Origin of the sequence: Agrobacterium tumefaciens (genome assembly GCA_025560025.1) — a bacterium.
GTDB lineage: Bacteria > Pseudomonadota > Alphaproteobacteria > Rhizobiales > Rhizobiaceae > Agrobacterium.
Window position 1 is genome coordinate 1,795,564 of record CP048486.1, and the last position, 18,005, is coordinate 1,813,568.

Here is an 18,005-nt window from a genome sequence, read left to right on the forward strand (position 1 = left end):
CGCCTTCCGCATCGGACTATTCAATTCCCGACAAAAAACAGTCAAAAAAGTATCAGCAATTTCCCCGGCATGATGTGGAACTATGCGCGGCAAGCCATATGCTCTCCGTCAACGCCTGGGACGAGCCATAAAGAGGAATGGCTTTGCTCCGTAAATGCGGCGGACGTGACTGAAGGGAGGAATATTGATGCAGCCCGATCTGGAACTGGTGCACATCCGCAAGGGCGAATCCTTCGCTGCCTGGCGGCATGGCTATCCGTTCCGCACCGTGCGCTGGCACTACCATCCCGAATATGAAATTCATCTGGTCGTGGCGACTTCAGGCACGTTCTATATCGGTGACTTCGTCGGTCGCTTCGGCCCCGGTCAGCTCATCATGACCGGTCCCAATCTCCCCCAGAACTGGATCAGCGAGATCGAGCCGGACGAGATCGTGCCGACACGCTCTCTCGTGATCCAGTTTCCGGAGAGCTTTATCGAGGATGCCTGCGCTTCCATGTCGGAGATGGATGTGGTGCGTGCGCTGCTGGATCGCAGCCGCCGCGGCATTCTGTTTGACGACGAGACGAGCGACCGCGTTCGCCCGCTGATTCTTCGGTTGATCGAAGCGCAGGGTCTGACGCGTCTGGCGCTTTTCTGGGAAATTCTCGACCTCCTGGTCAATGCGCCGTCTTCCGAGGTGCTGGCAAGCCTGAGCTACGAACTTGATCTGACCGGCATCGGTGACAGCGGTATCAACCGCGCTCTGTCGCATCTGCGCCAGCATCTGACGGAGCAGGTCGAGGAAATCGATCTTGCCGACATGGTGGGCCAGAGCCCGAGCGCCTTTTCCCGTGCCTTCAAGCGTCATACGGGAACGACGCTGGTGCGGTATCGCAATCAGTTACGCATTGATCTTGCCTGCCAGATGCTCTTGGCGGATCAGGAGGTGAAGGTGGCGGAGGTCTGCTATGATGTGGGCTTCTCCAACCTTTCGAATTTCAACCGGCATTTCCTGAAGCTGAAGGGAATGTCGCCATCGAGGTTCCGGACCATATTCGCGGCCCAGAAGGCGGCGGTCATGGCGGACTAAACCAGCGAGACATCACGGATTTTCACCAATTCGGGCAGAGGACTGTCCGGAAACGGGCCCTTATTGCCCAAACTTTCCAAACGGGAGGAAGTTACAATGACGATGAAATCGAAACTGCTGATGGCGACAGCCGCAATTGCAATGATGGCCGCTCCGGCGCTCGCGCAGGAAAAGCTGAAGATCGGCATGACCTTTCAGGAGCTGAACAACCCCTATTTCGTGTCGATGCAGGAAGCGCTGAAGGAAGCTGCGGCAAGCATCGGCGCTGACGTCGTCGTCACCGATGCCGGTCATGATGTGGCAAAGCAGATTTCCGATGTTGAAGACATGCTTCAGCAGAAGATCGACATCCTGCTCCTGAACCCCACCGACAGCGCCGGCATCGAAGCCGCCGTGCATGCCGCCAAGGCTGCGGGTGTGACGGTCGTTGCCGTCGACGCCAATGCCAATGGCCCGGTCGATACCTTCGTCGGCTCCAAGAACCGTGATGCAGGCTACAAGTCGTGCAAATACCTCGGTGAAGCGCTCGGCGGCAAGGGCGAAGTCGCAATCCTCGACGGCATTCCGGTCGTGCCGATCCTGCAGCGCGTTGAAGGCTGCAAGGCAGCGCTTGCCGAATTCGCCGACATCAAGCTGGTCGACACGCAGAATGGTCGTCAGGACCGCTCCGTTGCTCTCGGTGTTGTCGAAAACATGATCCAGTCGCGTCCGAACCTTGCCGGTATCTTCTCGGTGAATGACGGTGGTGCGATGGGCGCACTCGCTGCGATCCAGGGGTCCGGCAAGGACATCAAGCTGACCTCGGTTGACGGCGCTCCGGAAGCGGTGAAGGCAATTGCCGACGGTGGCCCTTTCATCGAAACCACCGCGCAGTTCCCGCGTGACCAGGTCCGTGTCGGCCTTGCCATGGCGCTTGCCCAGAAGTGGGGTGCCCGCGTCGTGCCGAAGGAAGTGCCGATCGACGTCATGGTCGTCGACAGCAAAAACGCCGGCGAGTTCAGCTGGTAAGAACTCCTCCCAGGCCCCGTCCCCGTCTTGTACGGGGGCGGGGTTAAATCCCGACCATTGAGGAGGGTGAAATGCTGGAACTGAATGGAATAAGAAAAAGCTTTGGCAAGATCGAAGTCCTGCGCGGCGTCGACCTTGAGGCGCGCGCCGGTGAGGTGCATGCGCTTCTGGGCGAAAACGGCGCGGGCAAGTCGACTTTGATGAAGATCCTGTGCGGCATTTTGCAGCCATCGGAGGGAACGATCCGCATCGACGGGCAGGATCGCCGCTTTGCCAATTATGACGAGGCGATTGCCGCCGGCATCGGCATCGTATTTCAGGAATTCAGCCTGATCCCCTATCTCAATGCCGTTGAAAACATGTTTCTTGCCCGCGAGATCCGCGGGCCGCTGCGCCTTTTGAACAAGGGCGCCATGCGCAAGCGCGCGGCCGAGATCATGAGCCGTCTGGCCGTGGATGTTCCGCTCGACGTGCCGGTGCATCGTCTTTCGGTTGCCCAGCAGCAATTCGTCGAAATCGCCAAGGCACTGTCGCTGGATGCCCGCATTCTCGTGCTCGACGAGCCGACCGCGACGCTCACCCCATCCGAGACCGAACACCTGTTCAAGGTCATGCGCGAGCTGCGGCGTCAGGGCGTGGCGATCATCTTCATTTCGCATCACCTCGAGGAAATATTCGAGATCTGCGACCGCATCACCGTTCTGCGCGACGGCGAGTTGATCGGTTCCTGCCTGACGTCGGAGGTCGATAATGACCGTCTGGTCGAGATGATGGTCGGCCGGCGTATCGAAGCGAGCTTCCCGCCGAAGCCGCAGCTTGATCCTTCCGCCGCAAAGGTGATCGAAGTCGAAGAGCTGCAGTTGAAGAAGGGTGGCCCCGTCTCGCGCTTTGCGTTGCGCAAGGGTGAAATTCTCGGCTTTGCCGGACTTGTCGGCTCGGGCCGCACGGAAACGGTTCTCGCCATGCTGGGCGCGCATTCCGCCTCGCGCCGCAAGATCAAGCTTGACGGCGTGGACACGCGTTTTTCCGGCCCTGATGAGGCGCTGATGCGCGGCATCGGCCTGCTGCCGGAAAGCCGCAAGGAGGAGGGGTTGATTACCAGCTTCTCCATCCTGCAGAATATTTCGCTGAACAATTATCGCAAATACCGCAAGGCCCACTGGTTCCTCGATCTCAAAAAGGAACTGGAATACACGACAAAGGCCATGGCGCAGGTGCAGGTCAAGGCGCAGGGTCCCTTTGCCCGCGTCGACACGCTTTCGGGCGGTAACCAGCAGAAGATCGTCATCGCCCGCTGGCTGAACCACGACATGCGCGTGCTGATCTTCGATGAGCCGACACGCGGCATTGATGTGGGCGCGAAGGCGGAAATCTATTCGCTGATGCGCGAATTCGCCGCGAAGGGCCATTCGATCATCATGATCTCCTCGGAGCTGCCGGAAGTGATCGGCATGTCGGACCGCGTCTGCGTGTTCCGCTCCGGCGGTATCGTCGCCACCGTCGAGGGCGCAGACATCAATTCAGAAACAATAATGACAAACGCCACCACCGGGAGGGTTGAACATGTCGCTTGATGCAAACACCGGCGTTGCCGCGAAAACGGGCGGTTTCAGTCTCGGCAACCTGCTGCGCTCACCATTGGCCCTGCCGCTGGCGGGCCTGATTGTCGTATCGATCCTCATGGGTCTTGCGAGCGACAATTTCTTCAGCGTCAACAACATCATGAACGTGCTGCGGCAGGTGTCCGTCGTCGGCATCCTTGCCGTCGGCATGACCTTCGTCATCCTCACCGGTGGCATCGACCTGTCGGTCGGCGCGGTCATGGCGCTTGTCGGCACGTTGTCCGCCGGCCTCATGGTGAATACTGGCCTGTCGCCCGCAGTTGCCCTGCCGGCTGGCCTCTTCATCGGGTTGGGCATCGGCATCTTTAACGGGGCGCTTGTCGCCTGGGGCAAGATGCCGGCCATCATCGTCACGCTCGCCACCATGGGCATGGCACGCGGTCTCGGCCTTATCTACTCCGGCGGTTATCCGGTCAGCGGCATTCCGAGCTGGATCTCCTGGTTCGGCGTCGGCCGCGTCGGTGTCGTTCCGGTGCCGGTCATCATCATGGTGGTGATCTATGCGGTGGCATGGGTGCTGTTGCAGCGCACGGCCTTCGGCCGTCACGTCTACGCGCTTGGCGGCAACGAGTTGGCGGCCCGCCTTTCAGGCGTGAAGACCCGGCGCGTCAAACTTGCCGTCTATGGCATCTCGGGCGTCACAGCAGCACTTGCGGCCCTCATCCTTACCGGCCGTCTGATGAGTGGTCAGCCCAATGCCGGTGTCGGCTTCGAACTGGATGCCATTGCGGCCGTCGTTCTCGGCGGTACGGCGATTGCCGGCGGCAGGGGTCTCATTCTCGGCACGCTCATCGGTGCGGTGTTGCTCGGTATTCTCAATAACGGCCTCAACCTGATGGGCATCAACCCCTATCTGCAGGATGTCATCAAGGGCGGCATCATCCTGCTGGCCATCTATATCGGGCGCGATTGGCGCTGAGCCGGCCCGGAAACATCTTCATAAACGCAGGAGAATTAAATGTCTGAATCGCTGCAAGGCAAGATCGCGGTCATCACCGGTGCCGCATCCGGCATCGGGCTTGCCACATCAGAAGCGCTTCTGGAACAGGGCGCGACCGTGGTCATGGTCGACTGGAACGAGAAAGCCTTGAAAGATCTGGCCGCCAGGCTTGGCGACCGCGCCATCCCGCAGGTGACGAACCTGCTCGATGCCGACAGCTGCAATGCCATGATCCCGGAAATCCTCGAGAAGGTCGATCATATCGACATTCTCTATTGCAATGCCGGCACCTATATCGGCGGTGAGCTGACCGAAACGACGCCTGAAGCCATCGACAAGATGCTGAACCTCAACGTCAACGCCGTCATGAAGAATGTGCAGGCCGTCGTGCCGCATATGTCGGAGCGCAAGACGGGCGATATCATCGTCACCTGCTCGATCGCCGGTCATTTCCCGACCTATTGGGAGCCGGTCTATTCCGGCTCGAAATGGGCGATCACCAGCTTCGTGCAGGGCATGCGCCGCCAGATGATCCCGCATGGCGTGCGCGTCGCGCAGGTCTCGCCAGGCCCGGTCGTGTCCGCGCTTCTCGCAGACTGGCCGGAGGAAAACCTCCGCAAGGCCAAGGAATCGGGTAGCCTTATCGATGCGAGCGAAGTGGCCGATGCCGTTATCTACATGCTGACGCGCAAGCGCACCGTCACCATCCGTGACATGCTGGTGCTGCCGACCAACTTCGACCGCGTCTAAAAACTTCAGGGGCGGCTGGGAAAATCGGAACCGGTCCAGCCGCTCCACATCGTTCAAGCACCGGATGATCCCCTCCGAGGAGTATCGCAAATGGCTTCCTACCTTGTTGGCGTCGATGTCGGGACAGGCTCGGCGCGGGCCGGTGTCTTCGATGTCGCGGGCAAGCTTCTCGCCACCGCCAAACGCCCGATCAGCATGCACCGCGAGGATGGCGGCATTGCCGAACAATCGAGCGGTGAGGTGTGGCAGGCGGTTTGCGACAGCGTGCGCGAAAGCGTTTCCCGCGCCGGTATCGATCCGGCCGAAGTTGCCGGCATCGGTTTCGATGCCACCTGCTCGCTGGTGGTGCGTGGACCGGATGATGAGACCCTGCCGGTTGGCGCGCCGGATCATCCCGAACGCGATATCATCGTCTGGATGGATCACCGCGCCGTTGAACAGGCGGAACGCATCAATGCCGGCGAACATGCCGTCCTGAAATATGTTGGTGGCCGCATCTCTCCCGAAATGCAGACGCCGAAGCTTTTGTGGCTTCGTGAAAACCGACCGGATATCTATGCCCGCGCCGAGCACTTCTTCGACCTGACGGATTTTCTGACATGGAAGGCTTCCTGCGCGCTTGATCGTTCCGCCTGCACGGTAACCTGTAAGTGGACCTATCTTGCCCATGAAAACCGCTGGGATGCGGAATATTTCAACCACATCGGGCTTGGCGATCTCGCCGAGCAGGGCTTCCGTCGCATCGGTGAAAGCGTCGTCCATCCCGGTACGGCATTGGGCGCGGGCCTCACCGAAGATGCGGCAAAAGCCATGGGGCTGGTTGCAGGCACGGCGGTTGCGGCAGGTCTTATCGATGCGCATGCCGGTGGCGTTGGCACGGTGGCTGCGGGCGGTGATGCATCGCGATGCCTCGGTTATGTCTTTGGAACCTCGTCCTGCACCATGACGACCACCGCCGAACCCGCCTTCGTGCCGGGTGTCTGGGGGCCCTATTATTCCGCCATGGTGCCCGGCGCTTGGTTGAATGAGGGGGGCCAGTCTGCCGCCGGTGCGGCCATCGATTATCTGGTGCAGTTGCACCCCGCTTTTGCCGAGGCGAAGGTGCTTGCCGAGAAGGAAGGCAAAGCCTTGGCGGTGTGGCTTGCCGACCGCGCGCTCAGCCTTGCAGCATCCGCTTCCGCCGCAGCTGAGATCGCCGAGGATTTTCATGTGGTGCCGGAATTTCTCGGCAACCGTGCGCCCTTTGCCGATCCCCATGCCCGCGCGGTCATTGCCGGTTATGGCATGGAGACCGGAGTGGATTCGCTCGTCGCGCTTTATGTGGCGGGCCTTCTCGGCCTCGGTTACGGGCTTCGCCAGATTATCGAAACGCAGGCCCGCAACGGCGCGCCGGTGGAAACCATCAGTGTCAGCGGCGGGGCCGGCGCTCATCCGCTTGCCCGGCAGTTGCTGGCCGATGCGACTGGCCTTCCGGTCGAACTCACCGAATGCGAAGAGCCGGTGCTTCTCGGATCTGCGATGCTTGGGGCCGTTGCCGCCGGAACCTATCCGGATCTGATGGCAGCGATGCCCGCCATGTCGCGGATTGCCAAATGTGCTTCGCCCGATCCTGCTTTTCAAAAGGTTCATCAGTCGCGGTACGACGCGTTTCTGGCGCTCCAGAATGCGGCGCGGGCCATTCGCTCCGCCAGCCGTTCCTGAAACGCGTCACAAGCTTAGATCATCCGGCCGTATTGGCCGCTAAATAACGAGGATTCCATGCAATTTTCCGGAAAATCCGTCATCATCACCGGCGCAGGAAAAGGAATCGGCCGCGCCTGTGCGCAGCTGATGGCTGCACGCGGTGCGGAAGTCGTGGCGATCAGCCGCACGCAGTCCGATCTCGACAGCCTGAAAAGCGAAATCGGCGGCCGTTCGATCCGCGTCGATCTCGCCGATGTGGCCGCAACGCGGGCGGCCATGATCGAGGCGGGGCCGTGCGATTTCCTGATCAACAGCGCCGGCATCAATGTGCTCGAAAGCGTGCTCGATATGAGCGACGAAGGCTATGAGGCCGTGCTTGGCATCAACCTGCGCGCCGCTCTCGTTACCTGCCAGGAATTCGCCCGTGCCCGCGTTGCGAAGGGTGGCGGCGGTGCGATCGTCAACATCACCTCCATTGCCGGTCACCGCGGTTTTCAGGATCACCTCTGCTATGCGGCGTCGAAGGCCGGACTTGAAGGTGCAACGCGGGTTCTCGCCAAGGAACTCGGTCCGCATGGCATTCGTGTCAACGCTGTCGCGCCAACCATCACGCTGACGGAACTGGCTGCGGAAGCGTGGAACGATCCGGCCAAGAGCGAACCGATGATGGTTCGCCATCCCTTGAAGCGCTTTGCCGAGGCCGAAGATGTTGCGCAAAGTATCGCGCTGCTTCTGTCGGATGATAGCAGCATGATTTCCGGTGCCGTACTGCCCATCGACGGCGGTTTCCTTGCCGTCTGAAACGGCCGCGTCTCGCAAATTTTGCGAATAAAATCCGAAAACCTCTCCCCCTAAATCTTCGGTACGAGGCCGAACGGGGAGAGGCTTGTCGTTATTCTTCGCCCGGCTGTTTGTCGGGCTTTTCCTGAAGATTAGTGGCGGTGCTCAGGCATGTCCTTGAGCTGGTCCTTGGTCCATGAGGTGACCGCGTGGACATCACCGTCCTCGTCGCGCATGAAATCGAGGTCGCTGAGCGGTACTGCGACGGGCTTTGCGCCGATACCGAGAAAGCCACCGACATCAATGATCGCGGTGCTGCCAGCGCCGACGCCGTGGACATGATCGACCTTGCCGACTTTGTGGTTATCCGCGCCATAAACAGTCGCGCCTTCCAGAACGGACGAAACCAGTTCGGTTTTGACGAGGCGTACATGATTGGTGTGATCCACTTTTCTTTCTCCTGCTTGGGGTTACAGGACAGGAACTCGTGCATGGCGAAACCGTTCCATCCGCATCGTGCCAAAATGGCATAAGCACCGTCAATCCGGTGTCACCAAACCGGAATAACGTTTCAAAGCGATATTATCTGTTGGGCTTGATTTGATTGAGCCAATTCCCTCAAAAATCATGCTTGAAAAGATTGAACGCGCGTGCAATATGAACGCGTGTTCAATCTTTCTAGAGATGGTTATTTCGCATGGACCTGATGCCCTATCCGGATACGTTGGCAGCCCGTGCCGAACTGTGCCGCAGCATTATTCTTTCCGCAGGCGAACTGGTGCTGAAAGGCTTTGAGGGTGAGGCGACGCGCAGCTTCTCGATGAAGGGTCCGCAGGACTTTCTGACGGTGACGGATGCTGCCTCCGAAGCGCATATTCGCGGTGCGATCTCGGCCTGCTTTCCCAATGACAGTTTTTTTGGCGAGGAGGGCGGCGGTGTAATCGGCGACCGTGTCTGGGTCGTCGATCCCGTGGACGGCACCGCGAACTTCGCCCGTGGCATACCGCATTTCTGCATTTCTATCGCCTATGTTGAAAATGGGCGAACCGAAATCGGCGCGATCTACAATCCCGCGCTCAACGAGCTTTATTTCGCCCGCCGCGGCGAGGGGGCGACACGCAACGGGCAGCCGATCCGGGTTGCGGAAACGCAACGTTTCGATGCGGCATCAATCGAAATGGGCTGGTCGACGCGTATAGCCAATGCCACCTATCTCGATGTCGTCAAGAACCTGCTCGATATGGGCACCAATGTGCGCCGTGCCGGTTCCGGCGCGCTGGCGCTTGCCTATGTTGCCGATGGCCGTTCCGATGCCTATCTCGAATTGCACATGAATTCATGGGATTGTCTTGCGGGACTGTTACTCGTCAGCGAAGCTGGCGGCGATGTCTGCCCCTTCCTGGAGATTGGTAGTCTTGAAGATGGTGGGCCGGTGCTGGCCGCAGCTGGCGGCGTTGCGAGCGGCGTCAGCCAGGCATCGAAGATACCATTGGCAGAGCGGCAGCCTTCGGATCGGCAGCAGGCCCTATCGGCGTGAATTTAGACGGGCACCCTTCCGTGAAGGGTGCTTGGTGTATGTGGAGGAATGACATGGATGGACCCGTTTATGCCCGGCCTGCGATCAGCCTGATTGCGAAAGGGCTCGGCCCGCATAATGCTGCGCTTTATATCGGCGGCAGCGATGGTGCGAGCGATCTCGGGCTCCTGCGCCGGCACGGCATTACCACCGTCGTTAATTGCGCCGTCAATCTGGATATCAATCTCGTGCAGGCAACGGCGGAAGAGGGCGACAGGCGTGCCGTGGGTTATGGCGATATCCGCTATTACAAGCTCGGTCTCATCGATGGCGAAGGCAGCCCCGACACCATGATGCTGGGGGCCTACTACATCCTCGACGGTGCGCTTCGCCAGACCATGCCGAAGCGGGAAACCTATCCCTTCCCCGATGGTGGCAATGTGCTCGTCAATTGCCGCAGCGGCCGCAGCCGGTCCGTATCATTGGTCGCGCTCTTCCTGCACAAGCAGCAGCCGCATCTCTATCCCACACTTGACGATGCACTGGCCGTGATCCGCACGAAGCGGGAATTGCGCCCGGATGAATGGTTCGAGACGCCGAAACCTATGCTCTATGCCGCAGCCCGCCGTGCTTCCGACTGGATTGACATGGTCGAGGGCAGAAAGACTGTTCAATCATGCTGAAACGCACGCTTCCCTCCGTCGCCGTCATTGCCGATGCCCATTTTCATGACACGGCGGCCGATTTCGGTTTCCCCGGCATAGAGATCGGTGGTGAGCGCATCACCATGCGCAGCTGGTCGGATACGCGCGAATCCACCCGGGTTTTCAACGAAAGCGCCGATGCGTTGCATGCCGCGCTCGAAGAGGTGCGGCAGCGCGGCATTCGCCACGTGGTGCTGCTTGGCGACTATACCGACGACGGCCAGCGGGCGACCTCCGAGACGCTGAAGGGTATTCTGGAGCACCATCGCAATGCCCATGGCACCGCCTTTTATGCATTGCCCGGAAATCACGATATTTTCGGCCCGCGTGGCCGGCACCATACCAAGGAGTTCCTGACGGAGAACGGCAAATGCCTTTCCGTTTCGAGCGATGCGCGGCGGGCCGGCGAACGGGTCGTGATCAGCGACCGGATGTATTGCGAGGGTTATCCTGCGGGCCTGGAGCCAATGGCGGCCTTCGGTTATTTCCGCCGGCCGGACTACCTGCACTGGGAAACACCGTTCGGGCTTTCCGATGCGGCGGAAGACCGCCTCTACGAGGTGCGCTCGCCCGATGGCCGCAATGTCTACCAGCTGATGGACGCTTCCTATCTGGTGGAGCCGGAACCCGGCCTCTGGCTGCTGATGATCGACGCCAATATTTTCGAACCGCTCGACGGTACTTTCGAGAGGGGTGAAGAATCAGCCTTCACCGACAGCACCTCCGGCGGCTGGAATGCGCTCTTGCGCAGCAAACCCTTCATCATCGACTGGATTGCCGATGTGCGTGAGAGGGCGGAGGCGCTCGGCAAGACCTTGCTCGGTTTCTCCCACTATCCGGCGCTCGATCCCTTCGATGGCGCAAGCGGTGCCGAAAGCGCGCTGTTCGGCGAAACCAATGTCGTGCGCCGCACGCCTCGAAAGGCAGTTGAGGATGCGTTGATCAAGGCCGGGCTTAAACTTCATTTTAGCGGGCATCTGCATGTGGAAGGTGTGACCCGCCGCGGGGAGGGCGAAACCTCGCTCACCAATATCGCCGTGCCGTCCCTGGTCGCCTTTCCGCCCGCCTTCAAGATTGTGCATCCTTCGCAGCACGAAGTTTCCGTCGAAACGGTGGAAATGGCCGCCCTGCCGATCAACGATCGCATTTGCCGGGGTTATGCGCAGGAAACCGCACTTGCGGGCGAGGATGAGGATGCGGCGTTTGCGGCGGGCGATTACGGTGATTTCCTGCTTGGCCATAAACGCGCGCTGATCAGGCATCGTTATTTCACAAAGGAGTGGCCAGCCGGGATCGTGGCGGCGATTGCGGATAAAACCGTATCGGAGGTTATCGGCCTGCTGGGAGAGCAGAATATTGCCCCGCATGATGCCGTCCTGTCCTCCGGACTGCCGATGTTCGAGCTGATTGCCGACTGGTATTGCCTGCGTCAGGGCGCGGGCCTGGCGCTTGCGCATATCGAGCCTCAACGGCTTTCCCTTTACCGGGTGCTGGCGGCGCGTTTTGGCCGCGAGCCCGATCATCACGACGGTTCGGTCAAGAGTTTTATCGAAATCTTCTTCGGCGCCCTCGGGCTGTTTCTAGAGCGTGCCGAAGGCGGTTCGCAGCATCTGGAACTGCGTCTCACACCGCAACGTCAATCCATGGCGGTGTGATACGAAGATTTTTTCGCCGCAATCGGCGATGTGAACGGGGCATCTCAGCGGCCCCTCCGGGAAGAGTGGCGGCAGGCAGGACAGGCGAGGTGATCTAGTGGAATCGGTCGTTGTCAGCATCAATCTGTTCGGTGCGGTGGCCCTGCTGCTTTTCGGCCTTGGGCAGATCAAGGAAGGGATGTCCCGCGCTTTCGGCGCCAGGCTTCGCATCGGGCTGGCGGCCGGTACCCGCGGCGGGTTTCGCTCCTTCATCGCCGGCCTCGTGGCGACGATCGCCCTGCAGAGTTCGACTGCCACGGCGCTGATGGTCGCCTCCTTCGTCGAAAAAGACCTCATCGCTCCGGCGATGGCGCAGATCGTGCTGCTCGGCGCCAATGTCGGCACCGCCACAACGGCGTGGATTGTCGCACTCGGGCTTGGCTGGTTGTCGCCCATGCTGATCCTTGCCGGCGTCATTTTGCTGCGCGGAAAATCGGTGCAGCGACAGGGCGCGGGTGCGGCCCTTGCCGGCGTCGGTCTGATGTTGCTTTCCCTGCATCTTCTCTCGGCGGCCACGGATCCCATCCGGCAGTCGCAGTCGCTGAACCTCTTCATTTCCATGCTTGGCAATGCCTGGCCGGTTGCATTGATCTTTTCGGCGGTACTGGCCGTGCTGGCGTCCTCCAGCCTCGCCATCGTCGTTCTCATCCTGTCGCTTGCGGCAAGCGGCGGCATCGAAACGAGCCTTGTCATCGTGCTGGTGCTCGGCGCCAATCTCGGCGGCGCGGTTCCGCCGGTGCTGGCAACGCTGAAGGCGCCGGTTGCGGCGCGCCGGGTGGCGCTCGGCAACCTCATCGTCCGCACGACCGGCTGTGTCGCAGCCCTGCCGCTTGCGGGGTATGGCGCGGCACTGCTCGACATGTCGCCTTTCTCGCACGCCAATCTTGCTGTTGATGCGCATCTCATCTTCAACCTCACGGTTGCCGTCATCGCATGGCCGCTATCGCCCCTGCTGCTGCGGGTGACGACCGCGCTGCTGCCGGAAAAAGAGGGAGCCGAAAGCAGCCGCAGCTATCTCGACACGCACGATCTGAACCAGCCGGTTGCGGCTCTTGCCGGGGCGAGCCGCGAAGTGATGCTGGTCGGTGACCTGATCGAGCGCATGCTGCGTCAGGCAAGCGACGCCATGCGCGACAGCGATCTTTCGAAACTCAATGATATCAGCGCGCTGGAAGGTCGGGTCGATCGTATCCAGCACGCCATCAAGGTCTATGTCCTCAAGGTTGGCCGGGATGGATTGTGCCAGAAGGACCAGCGGCGCGCGATGGATATCGTCGAATATGCCATCAATCTGGAACATATCGGCGACATCATCGAGAAGGGTATCCGCCCGGAAATCGCCAAGAAGATCGACCTCGGTCTCAGCTTCTCCGATGACGGCAAAAGCGAACTGGAGCGTCTTTTCTCCATCACGCTCGACAATATCCGCATGGCGCAATCGGTTTTCGCAACCCGCAATGCCGATCTTGCCCGCCGGCTGGTCGAGGTGAAGGAGGATGTGCGGCGACTGGAAAAGCAGTCTTCGGACCGTCATCTCCAGCGTCTGCGCGATGGCCGGGCCGACAGCATCCAGACAAGCTCCGTGCATCTCGACATGCTGCGCGATCTGAAACGCATCAACGCCCATATCGCCGCCGTCGCCCATCCAATTCTCGATGAAAGCGGTCTTCTGATCGAAAGCCGGATCAAGCAGGCGGGTTAGAGCAAAATCGCGCAGCAATTTTATGCCCTGTGTGCATTTGTCTAACGCGCGGTAATGCGCTCGACCATCGCAACGGGCACGACCTGAAGCCGCGTTTCCGGCTCGTCGCTGTCAAGCGCGGTCAGGACCTTCTCGGTCAGCGCGTCGAAGGATTGGGCAACGGTGGTCAGCTGATAGCTTTTCCAGCCGGCCTGCGGAATATCGTCGAAACCGACGATCGACACGTCTTCCGGCACCCGGCGGCCCATTTCCAGCCGCGCCGCATCCATGAAACCGAGCGCGAGCAGGTCGTTCACACAGAAGGCCCCGTCTATCGTCTTGTCGACCAGCAATTCGCAGCCGGCCTGATAACCGCTGTCATAACTCGTCGAGCCGCCCGACCAGGGGACGACCTCGATGCCTTCGGTGGTCATGCGCTGGGTGAAAGCGCCGGCGCGGCGCAACTGTGCGGGCGTCTGGCTGCCGCTGGAAACGACCGCGACCTTCCTGCATTTTGCCTCCACAAGCCGCGTGGCGGCGAGATCGGCACCGTGGGAATCGTCGCTCAGCACCATGTTCGTATCGGTCCGGTCGAGGAGCCTGTTGATGAGGATGAGACGTACGCCGTTGGCGATGCACTCGTCGACGATCGAGGCCGGCGGTTCGCCGGACAGGACGATAATCGCCTGAGCGCGAAACTCGAAGAGCAGCTCGATCAGCGGCGCGATATCCTTGCGTGCATCCGCCGCGTTCAACAGCAGGCACTGCAGACCGCGACGCAAAAGGCCGATACTGAGCAGATCGAGCTGCTTTGAAATGAATGGCGAGCTGAGATTGGCCCCGACCACCCCGATGAGATTGGAACGGTCATTGTTAAGGCCCTGGGCCAGACGGTTGACGCGGTAGCCAAGTTCGTGTGCGGCCTTCAACACCTTGCGCCGGACAGCCTTCGATACGCTGCCGCCAGGGGTGAAAGTGCGCGAGACGGCGGAGCGCGAAACACCGGCCTTTTTCGCCACTTCTTCGGCCGTCACGAACCCTCGCGTCATTCAACTCCCCCTTGTGAAACCTCATGTCTGATATCACAGGCCATAGGGGATCGACTATTCCAATCGTAATATTTCTGCTGGCAGGCGCTCCTGTGCAGGAAAGGCGATCCCTGCTTTTGCCAGCAAATATATCGTCCTCTTCATCATCATTTTGCCGGAAAAGACGATTGCGCATGGGCCGGCGTAAAAATTTACAAAAATGAATCAATAAAATCATTTAAAAACAATATGATAAACCAATGATCGCGTGTGCATTTTTTCGTTGACAAAATGCCGTTTAGGATCGATCATGCATTCCAAGGTCAGGCATTTTATGGAATTTTCATTCTATATTTTGCTTGCCGGCGATGTTCCCAGGAGGAGCTGGATCATCGTTGCTTGCGGGCCTGATATGCCCGCTGCTGAAGCATTGACACATTGCTCATGTTCGACGCACGCGCCGCCTGTATCGCAGGTTGCGCGCAGGCGGATGCTTGCCCGCGTGTCGGAGCAATGTTGCGGCCATATGGGGAGGAATAATGGCTCTTTTAAGCGAATCAACGAAGGCGGAGGCACTGGGGCGTCCCCCGACGACCGCGCCTTCGGCATGGCAGGCCTGGCGATATCGCCTCAAGGTCGCGCTCAGGGAGCCGACGACACTCATCGGCGTGCTGACGGCGTTGCTTTTCACCTATCTGATCGTCGTTCCGATCATCTCGATTGTGCTCGATGCCGTCCGCGTCCAGTTTGGTCACGAACGGCGTCTCGGCAAGGATGTCGGTGATCTCACACTTTATTATCTCGACAGGGCGTTCTTCTCGCCCGTCGCAACGGATCTTTTCTGGCATCCGCTCTTCAACACACTCACCGTTGCTTTGGGGGCGATTGCGCTTTCGCTGGTTATCGGCACGGTGCTTGCTTGGCTTATCAGCCGCACGGATATGTTCGGTCGCCGCTGGTTTGCGACTGCGCTGATCGTGCCCTATATGCTGCCTGCCTGGACTTTCGCTCTTGCCTGGACGACGCTGTTCAAGAACCGCACCGTCGGTGGCCAGCCGGGCTGGTTCGAGGCGATGGGCCTGACACCGCCGGACTGGGTGGCCTATGGTCGCTTCCCGATCACCATCATCCTTGCCCTGCATTACACGCCTTTCGTCATCCTGCTGTTCGGTTCGGCGCTGCGCCGTTTCGACTCGCAGCTGGAGGATTCTGCCCGCATTCTCGGCGCCCATCGTTACCAGGTGGCTTTGCAGGTCATCCTGCCGCTGATGCGCCCGGCGCTGCTCTCTTCCATGGTGCTGATCTTTGCGAAGTGCCTCGGTGAGTTCGGCGTACCCTATGTTCTCGGCCTTCCCGTGAAGTTCGAGGTCCTGTCGACATCGCTGTTCCGCAGCATTGCCTCGCGCCAGACCGGTGTTGCCGGTGTCGTTGCGGCCTCGATCATGCTCATCGGCATCATCACGCTGATGATCGATGCTCGCCTCGTTCGCGAAGCCCGGCGTTTCGTGACGATCGGCTCCAAGGGTTCCATGAACCGGCAAAGCCGTCTCGGCAGAATGCGTCTTCCGGCAACGGGCTTTGCGGCCGCTGTCTTCATTCTCAGCGTTGGCCTGCCTTTGCTTACACTCGCTCTCTCGACCGTCATGAAGATGCCGGCCAAATTCACGTTCGACAATTTCACGCTCGACTACTGGATTGGCAGCAATCTCAACACGGTGGCCTTGCAGACCGGCGTTCTTCTGAGCCCCGATCTCTGGGCGGCGGCCAAAAACACGATGATGATCGTCGGTCTTGCCTCGCTCACATCAGGCGTTCTCGGCCTGCTGGTCGGTTACGTCGTCATCCGCACGCCGGTGCGGGCGCTCTCGGTCTATCTGCGTCAGGTCACGTTCCTGCCCTATCTGGTGCCGGGCATCGCCTTTGCCGCCGCCTATCTCTCGCTGTTTGCGGTGCCACGCGGGCCGATGCCGGCACTCTATGGCACGGTGACAATCCTTATCCTGGCGTTGATCGCCGACCAGATGCCCTATGCTTCACGTGCGGGTATCTCGGCCATGACACAGCTTGGAAAGGACCCGGAAGAGGCGGCGCAGATTGCCGGTGCCGGCTGGTTCCGCCGCATGATCTCGATCGTCATTCCGATCCAGAAGGGATCGCTGGTGACGGGGGTTCTGCTGCCTTTCATCTCGGGCATCAAGGGCCTCAGCCTGTTCGTGATCCTCGCCGTGCCAAGCACGGATGTCCTGACCACCTATTCGCTGCGGCTGGTCGATTACCACTATACGCAGGCCGCCAACGCCGTGGTGCTGATCATCGCCGGCATTGCCTATTTCGGCACCCTGCTGGCCCAGAAACTGACCCGCACAAATCTTGCAGAAGGACTTGGAAGCTGATGCCTACCATCAACCTGCGCGGGGCGCAGAAAAACTACGGTGTGAATTCCGCAAATGCGGTTTCCGATCTCGATCTCGAAATCCGCGACGGCGAATTCATGTGCCTGCTCGGCCCTTCCGGCTGCGGCAAGACCACGACGCTGCGCATGATCGCGGGCCTTGAAAACCTTTCCGGCGGGGAAATCCGTGTCGGCGACAGGGTGATAGACTCGGTCAACGACGGCATATTCGTGCCGCCGGAAAAGCGCGAAATGGGCCTCGTCTTCCAGAGCTACGCGCTCTGGCCGCATCTGACCATCGAGCGCAACACGGATTTCGGCCTGCGCCTGCGCAAGCTGCCGAAGGCCGAGCGTGAAGCACGCGTCGAGCGCGTCATGCAGGCGCTAGACATCGCCAAGTACCGCGACCGTTATCCCTCGCAGCTTTCCGGGGGGCAGCAGCAGCGTGTGGCGCTTGCCCGCATGCTGGCCGTCAATCCGGGTGTGCTGCTTTTGGATGAGCCGCTGTCTAACCTCGATGCCCGGCTTCGGCTGGAAATGCGCGCCGAGCTGAAGCGACTGCACAAGGAGTTCAAGACCACCATCGTCTTCGTGACGCATGACCAGTGGGAAGCCATGACGCTTGCCACAACCATTGCGGTGATGAACGAGGGCACCCTGCAGCAGATGGGCACGCCCAACGATATCTACGACCGCCCGGCCAACCGCTTCGTCGCCGAATTTGTCGGCAGTCCGCCGATCAATATCCTGACCTTCGGCCAGCCCGGTGTGTCCGATATCGCCGACAATGCGGAGGCCTATTTCACAACGCGTTATCCGCAACTGCGCGGCATTGCCTCGGTCGGCATGCGGCCGGAGGTGATGGGTTATGCGGCAAGGCGGGAGGATGTGCCACAGGGCAGCTTCCTCGGAGAAATGACGGTGACGGGCGTGCTTCCCACAGGTGGCAGCTGGATTCTCGAATTGAGGAGCGAGAACCACACGCTGTTCCTGACCACCCATGCCCTGCCGCGCATCGACAGCGGCGACCGCGTGTTTTTCCACGTGCCGCCGGAGGCCCTGCATGCCTTCGACGCCAAGGGGCAGCGGATCACCGAGGCGGACACGGTGCTGAGGAGCAGTTCCTACAACTGAA

The 18,005-nt window shown here is 60.2% G+C and carries 15 protein-coding genes; 13 read left to right on the plus strand and 2 right to left on the minus strand.

The features are described from left to right. Positions 1–187 precede the first annotated feature (187 nt). From FY152_22150 to FY152_22180, 7 genes are all read left to right on the plus strand, one after another. The gene (locus tag FY152_22150) at positions 188–1,072 is read left to right on the plus strand and encodes an AraC family transcriptional regulator (protein UXS34798.1); all 885 of its coding nucleotides are present in this window, start codon (positions 188–190) and stop codon (positions 1,070–1,072) included. Between the two features lie 96 nt (positions 1,073–1,168). Continuing rightward, positions 1,169–2,080 carry an ABC transporter substrate-binding protein gene (locus tag FY152_22155; protein ID UXS34799.1) on the plus strand — a complete coding sequence of 304 codons (912 nt, stop codon included), beginning with the start codon at positions 1,169–1,171 and terminating at the stop codon, positions 2,078–2,080. Positions 2,081–2,151: 71 nt separating this feature from the next. Then, positions 2,152–3,654: a sugar ABC transporter ATP-binding protein gene (locus FY152_22160; protein UXS34800.1), complete on the plus strand. Its 1,503-nt coding sequence runs from the start codon at positions 2,152–2,154 to the stop codon at positions 3,652–3,654. Then, entirely contained in the window at positions 3,644–4,621 is a 978-nt protein-coding gene (locus FY152_22165) for a ribose ABC transporter permease (GenBank protein UXS34801.1), read from the plus strand. Before FY152_22160 ends, FY152_22165 begins: the two co-directional genes overlap by 11 nt. 39 nt (positions 4,622–4,660) lie before the next feature. Continuing rightward, complete coding sequence (locus FY152_22170; GenBank protein ID UXS34802.1) at positions 4,661–5,392, plus strand: SDR family oxidoreductase; 732 nt, start codon at positions 4,661–4,663, stop codon at positions 5,390–5,392. 90 nt (positions 5,393–5,482) lie between these two features. Continuing rightward, positions 5,483–7,093, plus strand: coding sequence for an FGGY-family carbohydrate kinase (locus tag FY152_22175; GenBank protein UXS34803.1), 1,611 nt, complete (start codon positions 5,483–5,485; stop codon positions 7,091–7,093). 57 nt (positions 7,094–7,150) lie between these two features. Further along, complete coding sequence (locus tag FY152_22180; protein UXS34804.1) at positions 7,151–7,876, plus strand: SDR family oxidoreductase; 726 nt, start codon at positions 7,151–7,153, stop codon at positions 7,874–7,876. 131 nt (positions 7,877–8,007) lie between these two features. Here FY152_22180 and FY152_22185 read toward each other — a convergent pair whose 3' ends face one another. Further along, entirely contained in the window at positions 8,008–8,304 is a 297-nt protein-coding gene (locus FY152_22185) for a PRC-barrel domain containing protein (protein ID UXS34805.1), read from the minus strand. A 248-nt stretch (positions 8,305–8,552) separates the two neighbouring features. Between FY152_22185 and FY152_22190 the strand changes: the two genes are divergently transcribed. From FY152_22190 to FY152_22205, 4 genes are all read left to right on the plus strand, one after another. Beyond that, positions 8,553–9,392: an inositol monophosphatase gene (locus FY152_22190; GenBank protein UXS34806.1), complete on the plus strand. Its 840-nt coding sequence runs from the start codon at positions 8,553–8,555 to the stop codon at positions 9,390–9,392. Between the two features lie 53 nt (positions 9,393–9,445). After that, positions 9,446–10,054 (plus strand): dual specificity protein phosphatase family protein, encoded by a 609-nt coding sequence (locus FY152_22195; protein UXS34807.1) that lies wholly within the window; start codon positions 9,446–9,448, stop codon positions 10,052–10,054. Beyond that, a complete protein-coding gene (locus FY152_22200) occupies positions 10,048–11,730 on the plus strand; it encodes a metallophosphoesterase (GenBank protein ID UXS34808.1) in 1,683 nt (560 codons plus the stop codon). The genes FY152_22195 and FY152_22200 overlap by 7 nt, the downstream gene beginning before the upstream one ends. 97 nt (positions 11,731–11,827) lie before the next feature. Further along, positions 11,828–13,471 (plus strand): Na/Pi cotransporter family protein, encoded by a 1,644-nt coding sequence (locus FY152_22205; GenBank protein ID UXS34809.1) that lies wholly within the window; start codon positions 11,828–11,830, stop codon positions 13,469–13,471. Positions 13,472–13,512: 41 nt separating this feature from the next. On the opposite strand, the gene FY152_22210 is transcribed toward FY152_22205, so the two are convergent. Further along, entirely contained in the window at positions 13,513–14,499 is a 987-nt protein-coding gene (locus FY152_22210) for a LacI family DNA-binding transcriptional regulator (GenBank protein ID UXS34810.1), read from the minus strand. A gap of 518 nt (positions 14,500–15,017) precedes the next feature. Between FY152_22210 and FY152_22215 the strand changes: the two genes are divergently transcribed. Then, positions 15,018–16,871: an iron ABC transporter permease gene (locus FY152_22215; protein UXS34811.1), complete on the plus strand. Its 1,854-nt coding sequence runs from the start codon at positions 15,018–15,020 to the stop codon at positions 16,869–16,871. Next, the gene (locus tag FY152_22220; protein ID UXS34812.1) at positions 16,871–18,004 is read left to right on the plus strand and encodes an ABC transporter ATP-binding protein; all 1,134 of its coding nucleotides are present in this window, start codon (positions 16,871–16,873) and stop codon (positions 18,002–18,004) included. Before FY152_22215 ends, FY152_22220 begins: the two co-directional genes overlap by 1 nt. Position 18,005: the final 1 nt, after the last annotated feature.